The 14,525-nt window shown below is 57.1% G+C and carries 10 protein-coding genes; 7 read left to right on the plus strand and 3 right to left on the minus strand.

Annotation, left to right across the window (positions count from 1 at the left end):
* Nucleotides 1–199: 199 nt before the first annotated feature.
* The 3 genes from OS189_RS13595 to OS189_RS13605 all read left to right on the plus strand — a co-directional run bounded on the left by OS189_RS13595 (nucleotide 200) and on the right by OS189_RS13605 (nucleotide 2,591).
* Complete coding sequence (locus OS189_RS13595; protein ID WP_267167875.1) at nucleotides 200–499, plus strand: DUF1127 domain-containing protein; 300 nt, start codon at nucleotides 200–202, stop codon at nucleotides 497–499.
* 224 nt (nucleotides 500–723) lie between these two features.
* Nucleotides 724–1,656, plus strand: coding sequence for a mechanosensitive ion channel family protein (locus OS189_RS13600; protein ID WP_267167876.1), 933 nt, complete (start codon nucleotides 724–726; stop codon nucleotides 1,654–1,656).
* Nucleotides 1,657–1,721: 65 nt separating this feature from the next.
* Nucleotides 1,722–2,591 (plus strand): universal stress protein, encoded by an 870-nt coding sequence (locus OS189_RS13605; protein WP_267167877.1) that lies wholly within the window; start codon nucleotides 1,722–1,724, stop codon nucleotides 2,589–2,591.
* A 6-nt stretch (nucleotides 2,592–2,597) separates the two neighbouring features.
* On the opposite strand, the gene mgtE is transcribed toward OS189_RS13605, so the two are convergent.
* Nucleotides 2,598–3,941, minus strand: coding sequence for a magnesium transporter (gene mgtE / locus OS189_RS13610; protein ID WP_267167878.1), 1,344 nt, complete (start codon nucleotides 3,939–3,941; stop codon nucleotides 2,598–2,600).
* Nucleotides 3,942–4,166: 225 nt separating this feature from the next.
* On the opposite strand from mgtE, the gene OS189_RS13615 reads away from it, so the two are divergent.
* Both OS189_RS13615 and OS189_RS13620 read left to right on the plus strand, forming a co-directional pair.
* Complete coding sequence (locus tag OS189_RS13615; protein WP_267167879.1) at nucleotides 4,167–5,819, plus strand: alpha/beta hydrolase; 1,653 nt, start codon at nucleotides 4,167–4,169, stop codon at nucleotides 5,817–5,819.
* Nucleotides 5,816–6,655 carry a patatin-like phospholipase family protein gene (locus OS189_RS13620; protein WP_267167880.1) on the plus strand — a complete coding sequence of 280 codons (840 nt, stop codon included), beginning with the start codon at nucleotides 5,816–5,818 and terminating at the stop codon, nucleotides 6,653–6,655. The genes OS189_RS13615 and OS189_RS13620 overlap by 4 nt, the downstream gene beginning before the upstream one ends.
* A gap of 18 nt (nucleotides 6,656–6,673) precedes the next feature.
* Here OS189_RS13620 and OS189_RS13625 read toward each other — a convergent pair whose 3' ends face one another.
* A complete protein-coding gene (locus OS189_RS13625) occupies nucleotides 6,674–9,715 on the minus strand; it encodes an aminotransferase class III-fold pyridoxal phosphate-dependent enzyme (protein WP_267167881.1) in 3,042 nt (1,013 codons plus the stop codon).
* Between the two features lie 167 nt (nucleotides 9,716–9,882).
* On the opposite strand from OS189_RS13625, the gene hemN reads away from it, so the two are divergent.
* Nucleotides 9,883–11,238, plus strand: coding sequence for an oxygen-independent coproporphyrinogen III oxidase (gene hemN, locus OS189_RS13630; RefSeq protein ID WP_267167882.1), 1,356 nt, complete (start codon nucleotides 9,883–9,885; stop codon nucleotides 11,236–11,238).
* Between the two features lie 14 nt (nucleotides 11,239–11,252).
* Here the strand turns inward: hemN and OS189_RS13635 are convergent, their stop codons facing one another.
* Nucleotides 11,253–12,308 (minus strand): AbrB family transcriptional regulator, encoded by a 1,056-nt coding sequence (locus OS189_RS13635; protein ID WP_267167883.1) that lies wholly within the window; start codon nucleotides 12,306–12,308, stop codon nucleotides 11,253–11,255.
* Between the two features lie 281 nt (nucleotides 12,309–12,589).
* Here OS189_RS13635 and OS189_RS13640 point away from each other — a divergent pair, with 281 nt between their 5' ends.
* Nucleotides 12,590–14,524: an acyl CoA:acetate/3-ketoacid CoA transferase gene (locus tag OS189_RS13640; RefSeq protein WP_267167884.1), complete on the plus strand. Its 1,935-nt coding sequence runs from the start codon at nucleotides 12,590–12,592 to the stop codon at nucleotides 14,522–14,524.
* Nucleotide 14,525: the final 1 nt, after the last annotated feature.

A 14,525-nucleotide genomic window follows, 5' to 3' on the forward strand; every position in this document is an offset into this window, starting at 1 on the left:
GATACATAAAGAGGTTCCCGCACAGCGCGGAACGGTTACTGAACCGGTAGCAACCCCAGGCGAGCGGCGCGGTAACGCCCGTCTGCGCACTGGGGAGTATTAGATTTCTTATCACCCGACAATCTTTCACCGTTCATGCCAGTCGTATCCACGCGATACGGGTGGCATTGATCAGGTATGGCCATATCCGGAGGGCAGCATGTCCAGCTTTATCACAAACCGATCCATCAACACCGCGGCCTCGCAACCCCGCTCAACCAAAAGTTCCGGCGGTTTCCGCAGCTTTTTCTACGCCGCAAAGCGCCACGCACAAAAGCGCAAAATGACCCGAGCGTTAGAAGCGCTTGACGACAGGATGCTGGCGGATGTCGGTCTTTACCGCAGCAGCATTCCGCAATTCGTCGCCGCCCATTGCGCAACTGACGCGCGGATCAAACCACTCGCGCATCCGGCACAGCGCGACGACATAAAATATGATCCCTATCTGATGGGCGCTTGAGCAGCAGAAATCAACCTAGCGGCACAGCCACCTGTGCCGCTAAGCGGGTCACAAAAAATCAGGCACCCGAAGCAATCCAAATTAGAAATTCGGCAGATGCAGCGCACCCCCGTCATCCATACCATTACCGGCCTGCAGAGATTTATTCCCAGTGACCAGACTGAAAATTCAGCGTATCGATGTATAATTCTGTCGAAAATGTCTGAACCGGTTAGGGGTTTTGAATGAGTGTGAAAAAGCACGCCCGTCGTCTAGTGCTGCCGGCTTTAGCTTTGACGCTTAGTGTCGGGCTGGGGCTGGGGGTGGCCCATCCCGTACTGCCCGAATTTATTGCTGCGAACGAGAACTTTACCCTGTTTCTGCGCGCGGCGTTTTACTTTTCTGCGGCGTGGCTGGTCAGCCGGCTATTGGCGATGGCGTTGGATCGCGCGGGCGCAAAACGCCCCTATCCCCGTCTGCTAAAAGATCTTGTTTCAGCCTTTCTGTTTATGATCGCGTTTGCGGCCACCGCATCGCTTTATATGGGTCAGGGTGCCATTGGGGCAGTGGCGGGATCAACGCTGATCCTTGCTCTGCTGGGCTTTGCCATTCGTAACGTAGTGGCTGATACGCTGTCCGGTATCGCGCTGGCAATCGAGGGACCGTTTCGCATCGGAGACTGGATTGACATCGATACGCTTGCACAGGGCAAGGCGATTGAAATCGGCTGGCGCACGACACGCCTTCAAACGCAGGATGCAACCTATCTGATTTTACCTAACAGCCAGATTGCCCGCCAGCGGATCACCAATTACTCGGCCCCGAAACGGGAATTCCGCGCGCAAATCCAAATCACACTCGACCACGTTCTGCCCATCGAAAAAGCGCGCGCGATCATGCTTAAGGCCTTGAGCGAAAGTAAACTGATCCAGCAGGAACCGGCACCCGATATTCGCGTACGCTCGTACGAAGAAGGCGGGATAAGCTATACCATCCGCTATTGGGTGCCACGATTTGAACGCGGGGTAGATTGCCGCGACGAGGTATATAGCCTGATCGACGACGCCCTGCGCCGCGCCGGAAGCATCGCACCCTACAGACGGATACAGTTGGTTAATGCGGGTCCCAGCCTTGTGGCAGATACCGCGCATGACCCGTCCGGCAGCGAAGCCAGCTAGCTTTGGCTGCCGCGGTCGGGCATCAAGACTTTATAGGCAAACAACAACAAGCGGAGAGCAGCGCAATGAAACCCCAGATGATCCTCGCCGCTGTTGGCCATTTGCCGCACGATCACGCAGTGCTTGCGCGCGCGCTTGAAGTGTCGGGGCGCAGTGGTGCCGGATTGCAGATCGCCCATGTTCTCGACCTGCCCGGTGGCAGGGACGATCTGACTGATGCAAGCACCTTTCTGGGCCAGGCAGCCCTCGCCGCGCGTGACAGGCTGGGCCTGACACTGGGCGAGATGGGCGCAGACCTTTCACAGATCACGATACACATCATTCATGGCACGCACGCGATTTGCCTGATCGATCTGTGCAGGGACTTCCGGCCCGATCTGGTTGTCATGCGCGCCCATCAGCGCACGCGGATTGCGGAAAAACTGCTCGGTTCCACAACCGAGCGGGTGATCGCGGCAGGGCAAACGCCGGTGCTGGTGGTCAAACGAGATACGCAAACCCCCTATCGCCATCCTGTTCTGGCCACCAATGGCACAGATAACGCTGCGGACACGCTGCGCTTTGTCTCCACCTTGTTACCCGATACCAAAGTGCATGTAGTACAGGCGGTGGATATTCCCCAGCAATTAAAAGAAGCCATGCTGCGCGTTGGAACGCGCGAACGCGAGCTTGCAAAACACCGCAAAGAATTGACCAAGGCAGCCGGTGAGCATTTGCAAACGCTGGTGCAAAACAGCGCAGCCAGCGCCACATCCCAAGTGCTAAAAGGCGATCCGCTTTCCGTGCTCACGCGCCTCAGCCAGCGTGCGGATGTTGATCTGATCGCCGTCGGCGCCGGACGGGCAAGCCTGATCCAGCGCGCATTTATCGGCAGTGTCTCGCGGCGGCTGCTGCGCGATGCGGCCTGTGATGTTTTGATCTGCGCCGCACATTAGCGCGGATCACAAGGCCAGTATTGCAGTCGCCATCGAAAAATAAATCAAAACTCCAACCGCATCCGAAATTGTGGTGACCAGCGGTCCGCTTGCGGTGGCGGGGTCCATCTTCATCCGGCTGAGGAGAAACGGTAGCGACATTCCCACAAGGCTGCCGATGATAACCACCAAAAACATCGTCAGCCCAACCACCAGCGCCACATCGGAACCGCCGCGTAAAATACCTACAGGGAAAACCACCAACGCCATTGTTGCGCCAAGCGCGGCAGCAATGAACAATTCGCGCGCAATCAAACGGCCCCAGTCCTTTATCACGACATCTCCTGTTGCCAACGCGCGCACCATCAATGTGGCCGATTGCGCACCGGCATTGCCGCTGCTGTCGATCAACAGCGGCAGGAAAAACACCAGCGAAACATAAGCAAGAATGGTTTCTTCGAAATAGGCGATGCCCGCGCCGGAAAACAGATTGCCAAAAACCAGAAGCGCCAGCCAGACAATCCGCTTGGAATACAGCACACGGATGCTTGCCTCGCGCATGCTTTGCGAAAAGGGCAGCACTGTCGAAATTTTCTGGAAATCTTCCGTCATCTCGGCCTGCATGGCATCAGCGGCGTCGTCGTGGGTGACAATCCCCAGCATCACGCCCTCTGCATCAATGACGGGCAATGCCAGCAGATCATAGCGGGCGATCACATTGGCCACGTCCTCGCGGCTGGCCTCAAGTGAAACGGAAATCGGGTCTGTCTCCATGATCTCGTGCACCGGCGTTGCGTCTGCCGCCAGCACCAGTTCGTGCAGACGCATCGCGCCGATCAGACGGCGGTGATCGTCCAGTACGTAGGATCGGTATATCGTTTCCGTGTCAGGCGCTTGCAATCGCAAGGCGGCAATCGCCTGCTGTGCGGTCATTTCCCTGGAAAGCACTGCATAATCCGAGGTCATAATCGCGCCGACAGAGCCATCGCCGTAAGCCGACAGACTGCGGATATCTGCACGGTCCTCCTCGGCGAGTTGCGCCATCAAATCACTCTGCTCGGTCTGGGTGAGCTGATTGAACAGGTCCACCCGATCATCAGCATCCATACGCGTCACGATGGCCGCCAGATCAGCAATCGACAGCGTGCGCGCGACATCTATCTGTGTCTCAAGCGGGATGTTGCCAAATACCTCAGCGCGCCGTTCAGCGCCAAGCCTGCGCAGATGCTTTGCAATCTCGACTTCCGGCAGGATGGTCAGCCATGCAGCGACATCAACGGGATGGGCTGTCTTGACAAATGCGCCCACCGTTTCCGGTGTTGCACTGGCGGATGGCATATTGCGGATTGCGTTGTAGTCGTACTGTGACATCGGATTGTTCCTTCGGGCAACTGTGCCGCTTGACCCCCGACCAATAGAGAGGATCGCGACCCTCAACAAGCGGCACGAAACACAGCCCGACCGGACACTGCCCCGTGTTTCATATTGCGGGCTCTTGTGGCAGGATAACCGGCGAGCACGCACTTTGAAGGCGCATGGATGAAACAAGTCTCCCGGCGAAAAGCTGTACCGGCAGAAAACGCATAAAGGCACCAGATGCGCATATTCGACAAATCCGGCCTGACGATGGTGCCAATGTTTCTGGGGCTGCTGTTTTTTGCGGCTTCGCTCACCCCCTCGCTTATCCCGCGTGACTGGCTGGTTCAGGGTATACTGGGTGGGTTGGTGATGGCGCTTGGTTATCTGATTGGCAGAGTATTTGTCGGCCTGTGGTGGGTGATGGAACTGCCCACGCTAAAAGGCCGCGCCGCGCTGGTTTTCTATACGGTTTCGGGTGTCCCGGTTGTGGGGGTCCTGGCGCTGTGCCTCAACCGCGCAAATGACTGGCAGAACAGTATCCGTTTACGGATGGGTCTGGAACTGTTGGACAGCAGCGATACCATCCAGATGGTGCTGGTGGCCCTCGGCGTGTTCGGTCTGCTGTTTCTTTTGGGGGTGCTGTTGCGCATGGCGTTTGATTACCTACGCCACCGGCTATACGCCTTTATGCCTGCCCGCACGGCTATCATCGCCGGCTTTCTCACGCTTGGCGTGATCTTAATTGTCGCCACCCGCGACGGTATTCTCGACAAGGTTATCGCCAATCTGGACGAGTCTGTGACAATCGCGCAGGATTTGTTTGATACGGCCCCCCCCGCCCCGACCCGTGAAGGGATCGCAGGTGGAAAAGGATCGCTGATAAATTGGGATGCAATGGGCAATCCGGGACGTGATTATGTAACCAAAGGGCCAAGCGCCGCGTCAATCGCAGAATTCACAGGGCGCGATGCGCTGCAACCAATTCGCGTCTATGCGGGGCTGGCGCAGGCCGACACCCCGCAAGCGCGCGCAGATGTGGCGCTGGCCGAACTTATCCGCCTTGGCGGGTTTGACCGCAAAATTCTGATTGTTGCCTTGCCCACCGGCACCGGATGGCTGGACCCCGGCGGCGTTGATACGGTGGAATATATGCACGGCGGTGATATCGCAACGGTTGCGGTGCAGTATTCCTATCTGCAATCCCCGCTGGCGCTGATTTTGGAGACACGCTCGGGTCTGGATCAGGCGCGCGCCCTGATTTCGACGGTTCATAACTATTGGAAAACCTTGCCCAAGGATGCACGGCCGAGAATTTATATTCACGGTCTTAGCCTCGGCGCTTGGTCGTCAATGTATGGCACCGGTATGTTTGCCTTGCTCGATGATCCCATCAATGGCGCGCTGTGGGCCGGACCGCCATTCCCCTCCGATCGTTGGAACAGGGTGAACGGCGATAGAAATCCCGATAGCCCCTATGTCAGTCCCACCATCGGCGACGGGCGGATCGTGCGCTTTGCCTCGCACACCAAAGACGCAGGCGGGCCGACCGGCTGGGGGGATATACGGATTGTCTATCTGCAATATTCCAGCGATCCGATTGTATTTTATGAACCCGCATCCCTGTTTCGCGCACCCGAATGGATGCGCGAACCGGCAGCCGTCGATGTATCTCCACATATGAAATTCATGCCCGTCGTGACCCAATTCCAGCTTGCTGTTGATATGGCGTTGGCAAACACCGCACCTGACGGGTACGGCCACGCGTATTACGGACCGGACTATGTACGCCCGTGGGTTGCGGTGACCGATCCCGACAACTGGACCGAAGCCGATAGCGCGCGGCTGGCCGCGCATTGCGATGGCGGGTTTCATGAAGGATGCCGGAATTGAACAGTATCGCTCTTGCGCTGGGGGCGGGCGGTGCGCGCGGAATTGCCCATATCCATGTCTTCAAAGCCTTTGATGATCTGGGGCTCAAACCGGCGGCCATTGCGGGTACTTCCATCGGCTCGCTGATGGGGGCGGCCTATGCCTCGGGGATGACGGGCCGCGACATCGAAACCTATGTGAACGAGATATTCAATGACCGCAAAAAGCTTCTGACGCAGGCGCTCAAGGTGCGCCCGCGCAGCATCGGTCGCTTCTTTGCCGATGGCGGCCCGCGCCTTGGCGAGTTCAATCTTGAAACCATCCTGTCGGTGTTTCTGCCCGATACCGTCGCAGACACATTCGAAGCCTTGCACATTCCCCTGTTTGCTGTCGCCACCGATTACTACGCCCAGCAAAGCCACGTCTTTTCTTCCGGTGCGTTACAAAAAGCATTGGCAGCCTCCGCCGCCATGCCTGCGGTTTTCCTGCCTGTCGAAATCGCGCAGCGGTTCTTTATTGATGGCAGTTCAACCGATCCCTGCCCGCTGGAGTGCTTGCAAAACACAGCGGATGCCGTTCTGGCCGTTGATGTATCCGGTGGCCCCGTCGGTACACCTGACATCCGGCCCAACAAGATCGACGTGATGTATGCCTCAAGCCAGATCATGCAGCAATCTATCGTCAGAGCCAAAGCAGACAGGTATCCCGAAACAATCCTACTGCGTCCGCCGGTCAGCAACTATCGCTCGCTTGATTTTCTGAAAGTGTCGGAAATTCTGGCCGAAACGGCAGGTCTGCGCGACCTTGTGAAACGCCAACTGGACGCGATTTACAACGGTGGCGAGCAGGAGCGTTGAAGCCGGCGCACGGCGGTTTCAATGCGCGCGCGGCGTTTCGATTTCTGCAAGGATCAGATCAAGGGTCGTGATGATCATATCGGCATCTTCTGCCTCAACAGTCAGGGGCGGGCGGATTTTCAGAATGTTGTCTTTCGGCCCCTCACTGCCGATCAGGATACGGTGATCGCGCATCCGGTTTTTGACATAGGCGCAAATCTGGGTGGCTTCGCTTCCGTCAGGGTTCACCAACTCCAGCCCCAGAAAAAGGCCCATGCCACGCACGTCACCGACACAGGTGTATTTCCGCTCCAGCGTTTGCAGCCCCTTCAACAGATGCCCCCCCACAACGCGTGCATTATCCTGAAGGTTTTCATCATCCACTATCTGCAAAACTTCGTGCCCAATCCGACAAGACAGGGTCGATCCGCCAAAGGTTGAAAAGAACTCGATCCCGTTGTCGAAACTGTCCGCGATTTCGCGGGTGGTGACCAGCACACCCAACGGATGACCGTTGCCAATGGGTTTGCCCATGACCACAATATCCGGCAGCGCGCCCTGATGCTCGAACCCGAAATAATAATCCCCCAGACGGCCAAGACCCGTCTGCACTTCATCCGCTATGCAAACACCACCTGCCGCGCGGATCTTTTCATAAACCGCTGGCAGATACCCTTTGGGCGGAATGATCTGGCCCCCGACGGAGGGGAATGTTTCGGCAATGAACCCGGCCAGTCCATGCCCCTTTTGCGCAAGCGCGGAAATTGCCGGATCGACCAGATCGGCGAACTTTTGGGCGCGCTCGGGATCATCGCGTCGGTACGAGCCGCGATAGTCATCCGCGACTTCCACCAGCTCAACCCAGTCCGCCTGCCCGACACCCCCCGGTTTGTTGAATTTATAGGCCGAGATATCGACCGCACCGGTGGTATTGCCGTGATAGCCGTGGTCGGGTGTCACCATACCCTTGGCACCGGTATGCGCACGCGCCAGCCGCAGGGCCAGTTCGTTTCCTTCGGTACCGGAATTCACGAAAAAGCAGACCTGCAAATGATCAGGCAGCTTTGACAGGACCTTCTGCGCAAACGCCGTCTGTGCGGGATGCAAATAGCGGGTGTTGGAGTTCATCCGTTTCAGTTGATCCGCCGCAACCGCCTGAATACGCGGGTGCGCGTGGCCGACATGGGGTACGTTGTTGTATGCGTCCAGATACGGGCGGCCCCATTCATCAAACATATGGTGCTTCCAGCCCCGCACCAGCATCAGCGGATCATTATACGTCAGGCTCAGATTGCCGCCGAAATGGTTTTTGCGGCCCTTCAGCACCTCGGCCTTATCGGTGGGGGCATAGTGTACTTTGTCGTCAGGCAGATTCAGCAGCGCCGCGGGGTTCGGGCAGATCGCGCGCCACAGATACATCTCGTCAGGTTCACCAACACCGGGCCAGTCTGCTTCGATCCCCTCGGTGGTGAGAGCAAGCTGGAAATGCACATGCGGTGCCCAGCCTCCGTTCATGCTGGAATCTCCCAAACGGCAGAACGCCTCTCCCTTTTCGATCACTTGCCCGACCTTTAGCCGGTCAAGAAATTCCGGATCAAGGTGACCATAAAGCGTGAATAACGGATCACCCGCAGGCGTTTCGTGACGCAGAATGATCACGCCACCGTAATCCAGATGCCCTGCGCGATATTCGGCAACAAAGACTTCGCCGCGCAGGGGGGCATACATCGGGGTTCCGGCATGGGTGAACACATCTACAGCCAGATGCACCGTCCGCCTGTCGCTGGCCTTCCACGGTCCGTTGCGAAAGGCGGGTTCGGCATAAATCAGGCGGGGTTCGTGATAATACCCCAGCCACATCCGGCCATTATCTTCGAATTCTTCCCCGACCCTCGCGGCCTCTTCCAGTGGCATTTGAAACGGGTCTTGCGGCCAAACCGATTTTTCAACCGAAAGCGATCCCATCGGCGCATTGGAAATGTCACCGCCCATCAACTCGGCAAAGTTACCGCGCTCCTGCTCCAGCCAAGCGGTGATACGGTCTGCACCATCGACAACGGGCAGGCCACAGGCCGCGCGCAGGCGGGCCTTCAGCAATCCGCCATGCAATTCGACACCCTCAAGGAACCGCCATGCAGGCGCTTGGGAAATGGTTACATACGGGTCATCGGGGTTGTCAGCGGCCATCAGGGTGGAGTTGACAACACTTACCGCCAGCCGCGCGCGCAACAATGGCCAGATCAAATCGACCTCGGCTGCACTCAGCGGATAGGCCTGATGAAACCCCGCGACCAGCGCGGCAAGTGCTGCTTCGGGGCGGGGATGGTCCAGCACAATATAGGCGGCTGCAATTGCCAGATCACAGATGCGCGGCGCGGCGCACATATCGCCCAGATCAATCAGGCCCGACACATGGCGCGTCGCGTCAAGCGTGCCTGACACCATGATGTTGTAATCATTTGCATCATTGTGGATGGCTTGTTTGGGAAAGGCGTCCAGTGCGGGTTTCAACTGCGCAAAATCAGCATGTATCGTTTCAATCAACTGCCGTCGCGCCGGATCGGTAATGCAATGCATTTCGTCCCCGATCCAGTCCGCGCGCGTCAGATCCCATTTGAAATCCCGTGACAGCCCTGCGTGGTTAAAATCTGCCAATGCCTTGGCCGACCCGCCCAAAACCTGCCCGACTTCATGGATTAGCGCATCACCTTTTGGATGGGAAATTGCATAACACTGTCCGGGCAGGCGGTTGAGCAGCCAGACCAGACGTTCCGCACCGTTTTCATCGACAACTGTTACCAGCGGCCGATCATCCGATGTACGGATCACGCGGGGGCAGGGAAGATCCGGCGCGCGCTTGGTGATATGCTCGAACGCTTTCACCTGCATATCGACCAGCCATACCTCGCAGTCCCGCCGCATAACTTTCAGGATGTACCCTTCACCATCTGGCGTAATCGCAAGGAAGTTGAGATCGTATTCGCCGTCCAGCCGCGTCAGCGTTGCATCAATACCCCAATACCTGCCAAGAGCGGCCTGCCAGTGTTCAAGCTGCTGCTTCCTGATGTCGGTGTTATCCATGCTCGCTCACTGCCCTGTTTGATCCACGGCATTGTGATGATCCCCCCGCATTGTAGTGTCAAGAAACTAAGCCGCTGCGCCGCTGTTACGGTCATCCTGCGCAAATATTTGGCTTTGTTTGATCTAGCGCAACATATGGATGGGGCGCTGTCTGCTATGGCCACGGTATGGAAAATCTTGATCAGCTCAGTCGCTTTGGTTTGTTGAACGCGCAGGTGCCGCGTTACACAAGCTATCCCACCGCTCCCGTCTTCTCGAACAGTGTCGGGCAGGCCTTCCAGACGGAAGCGCTCGGCGCGCTCGACCCCGCGGTGCCGGTTTCGCTTTATGTGCATATTCCGTTCTGTGAACGTCTGTGCTGGTTCTGCGCGTGTCGCACACAGGGCACCCGCACGCTCAGCCCTGTCGAACAATATCTGGAGTCCGTCAAGCGCGAACTTGTGCAGCTTTCGCAGGTCATCCCGAAGGGCCTGAAAATAGGCAAACTGCATTGGGGTGGCGGCACACCGACAATCCTGCCCCCTGTTCTGATTCACGAGCTTGCACAGGCGATCAAGGCTGTCGTCCCCCCCGCCAGTGATTTCGAATTCTCGGTCGAGATTGACCCGACGATGGTGGACGATGCAAAAATCGCCGCACTTGCGAGCGAGGGGATGAACCGCGCCAGCATCGGTATTCAGGATTTCTCGCCCAAGGTTCAGGCCGCAATCGGGCGCGAACAACCCTACGATTTGACCGCAAAATGTGTGCAATCCCTTCGCGATGCCGGCATCGCATCCCTAAATGCCGATCTGGTTTATGGCCTGCCGCATCAAAATGAACAGGCAATCATCGAGACTGTTAAAAAGGTGCTGACCCTGAACCCCGACCGCCTTGCCCTGTTCGGGTATGCCCATGTGCCACATATGGCAAAACGCCAGAAACTGATAGACGAAACCGTTTTGCCGGATGCGGTTGAACGCTACACGCTGTCCGTGCGCGCAGCGGAAATGTTCTGCGATGCCGGATATCAGAGCATCGGCATCGACCACTTTGCCAAACCGCGGGACAGTCTGGCCCAAGCTGTTAACGAAGGCAGTTTGCGCCGTAACTTTCAGGGCTACACCACAGATACATGCGCGACGCTGATCGGTGTGGGCGCGTCATCAATCTCACGTTTTGGCGAAGGTTATGTACAGAACGCTGCCGCAACCGGTGCCTATATGCAGCGGATCGAGGCCGGAACACTTGCCGGATACCGGGGCCACCGCCTGAGCGAAGAAGACAAGCTGCGTGCGCGCGCCATAGAGATGTTGATGTGTAACTTTGCTATAGATGAAGCCGAACTGCACAACAGCTTTGGTGATCTGTCGCTGCTGCTGAAGCCGGTTCATCAACAGGTTCTCGATACCTATGAATGTCTGGTGATGCGTGGCGCTGACGGTATTGAAATCACTCCCGAAGGGCGCGCGTTGACGCGAATTATCGCGCAGCATTATGACGGCTATGTCAACATCGGCGCAATTTATTCCAAGGCGTCTTAGGCCTTGGGCGCGCGCTAGCCGATTTTCCGGCCCACCACGCCCGCGACAAAAACCGTAAACAGGATGCGGAACAGGTGGTGTGCCGTCACCAGCACCGGACTCACCCCGAGGCTGAGGGCAACAAGGCTCATCTCCGTTACGCCACCGGGGGCGAAGCTGATCAGCAGCACGGCAAAGGGCATCGCGAGCCAACCGGACAGCACCAGCGCAAACACCGCCGACATCCCTAACGTGATCGCAACCGATATAATTCCCAGACCCGCCGCAGCGGCAAGTTGCGAGGGTGTAGAACGTGCAAACATTGTGCCAAGGCCTGCGCCCACCACCAGTTGCGCAATGTTCAGCAAGGCCGCAGGTCCGTACAGATCAATAATATTAAACGCCTGCAACCCTGCCGTCAGCACCATTGGACCTACAAGATGCCCCGCAGGTAGCCGCAGCTTTTCACCAGCAAAGACGCCAACAGGCACCAGCACGGCAATCAGTAGCCAGTCTCGCCAGCCCGCGGGCGACAGCTCCAGCGTTTCACCGCCAGCGCTGCCTACGGCCTGACCCGTAAAAATGAAAAACAGGGTCGGCACCGAAATGATAACAAGAATAATGCGCACAAAATGCTGCACACCCATCTTTTCTACATCACCCCCTGCCCTCTCGCCCAGAATGACCGCTTCGATCAGACCACCCGGCATGGCAGAGAAAAACGCCGTTGCTCGGTCATATCGCCCTATGTGGCGAAACACGGCATAATTTGTCCCGTGCGCCAGCGCAACGAACAGCACCATTGCGCCCAGCGTTACCGCCAGATCAGGTGCTTTCGCCAGAATGTCGGATGTGAACGTCGAGCCGATCATGACTCCAATTACCGCAGTAAAGGATTTGCGCAGCGACAGGGGAAACCAGATCCGTTCCGAAGTGCGCGCAAAATAAACCAACGAAAAGGCGGCTGTGCTGATCAGACTGCCCAGCAGGTATGGCAGGGGAATGCCAAAAAACCACGCCACAAGCGCACCCGCACCGCCTGTGATGAGGATGATCGCCAGTTGCACGATCTTGAGACGATAGCCGCTCATGACACACGCGTAGCTTTCTCGCCTTCGACTTTTTTCTGCAGTGGTGTAATGTTCCCCATCTTCCCGACTTCTTTTGTTTGCGCGCAATATCGGCCAATCAGACCCGCTTTAACAGCATGAAATCCCCCTCCCGAAAGAACCGGCCCGCCACAGCTTCAGCGCGCGACACCTGACGGAGGCTTCCCATTCGGGCACGGCGGTGCAATCATCAAACGCAAAGCGCACCCTTGTGCAATGCCTGCGCGAGGACCCACTGCTTTTGGCCAGACAGGAGTAACGCCATGTCCGACAAGACCGTATCACCAGAAGCCGCAGCTGCGCTGATATCTGACGGCGATGTTGTGACCACTTCGGGCTTTGTCGGCATTGGCGTGCCCGAAACGCTGCTGAAAGAGCTCAGCAAACGTTTTACCGAGACCTCAACACCCCGCGACCTGACGCTGTTTTTCGCCGCCGGACAGGGTGACGGGAAAGGGCGCGGTCTGGATCATCTTGCCCATGGCGGATTGTTGAAACGTGTTGTCGGCGGCCATTGGGGGCTGATCCCCAAGGTCGGGCGCATGGCGACAGCAGGAACGATAGAGGCCTACAACCTGCCCCAAGGTGTGATCAGCCAGATGTACCGCGACATTGCCGCAGGCAAGCCCGGAACACTAAGCCGTGTCGGATTGGAAACCTTTGTTGATCCGCGCAAGGGCGGCGGCAAGTTGAACGAAATCACTACCGATGATCTGGTTCGTCTGATGGACATCGACGGCGAGGAATGTCTGTTTTATAACTCCATCCGCATCGATGTTGCCCTGCTGCGCGGCACGACGGCTGACACCGCAGGCAACGTAACAATGGAAAACGAAGCACTGACGATTGATAATCTCAGTCAGGCCATGGCGGTCAAAAATTCTGGCGGCGTGGTGATTGTGCAGGTCGAACAAGTGGTCGCGCGCGGCTCGCTCAATCCACGCGATGTTGAAATCCCCGGTGTGCTGGTAGATGCAATTGTGATCGCCCAGCCGGAAGATCATTTGCAAACTTTTAATACTGCTTTTTCCCCCGCCTTTACCGGGCGCTATCGCACGCCAGAGGAAAGCGCCGGTTCCATGCCATTGGATGCGCGCAAGATCATAGCGCGGCGGGCAGCGTTTGAATTGCCTGTAAACGGTGTGGTGAACCTCGGCATTGGTATGCCCGAAGGGGTTGCCGCTGTAGCCGGTGAGGAAAAGCTGCTGCAGCATCTGACGCTCACCGCCGAGCCGGGGATAATCGGCGGGCAACCTGCCTCTGGTCTTGATTTTGGTGCCGCAGTCAATACCGATGCAGTGATCGCCCAGAACCAGCAATTTGATTATTATGATGGCGGCGGGTTGGATATCGCCATTCTGGGTATGGCCGAAGTTGACAGCAACGGTTCTGTCAACGTGTCACGCTTCGGTCCCCGCCTCTCGGGTGCAGGGGGGTTCATCAACATCAGCCAGAATGCGCGCAAGGTCGTTTTCACCGGCACATTCACTTCGGTGGCTCTGGATGCCCGCATTGAACAAGGCACGCTGCGAATCCATAGCGAAGGCCGCGTGCGCAAATTCGTTGAGGCGGTGGAGCATACAACCTTTTTCGGCCCCCGCGCCGCGCGTTTGCACCAGCCGGTGTTGTTCGTAACCGAACGCTGCGTGTTCCGTCTGCGTACAGACGGTCTGGAGCTGATCGAAATCGCACCCGGTGTTGATCTGGAAAAGGACATTCTCGCGAACATGGCTTTCCGCCCGATCATCAACGATCTGCCATTGATGGACAGCCGCATTTTTGAGAATGAACCGATGGGCCTGAACGTCGATCTGCTTGCGCTTGATCTGGAAACCCGCATCGCGCTTGACCCTGTAACAGAGCGTTTGTTCATCAACCTTGAAAAACTGCGCATCCGCAATGCGGGAGATGTAAGCCGGATTGTAAAGCGGGTTGAAAACATCTGTACGCCCCTCGGCAAAGAGGTTGATGCAATCGTCAACTATGACGGGACCGTCATCTATCCCGAGATCGAGGAAGTCTATGCAAATGCCGTTCAAAAACTCGAAGACCGGTTTTATAAAAGCACCACACGCTATTCCGCGTCCGCGTTTATGCGTCTTAAGCTGGGCAAGGTCTTTGCCCGTTCCAAAAACGCCCATATTTTTGAAAGCGAGGCGCAGGCGGAAGGTTACTTGCAAAGCATGCATCCGAGCTGAG

Origin of the sequence: Sulfitobacter sp. F26169L, from assembly GCF_026410285.1 — a bacterium.
Taxonomy (GTDB): Bacteria; Pseudomonadota; Alphaproteobacteria; order Rhodobacterales; family Rhodobacteraceae; genus Sulfitobacter.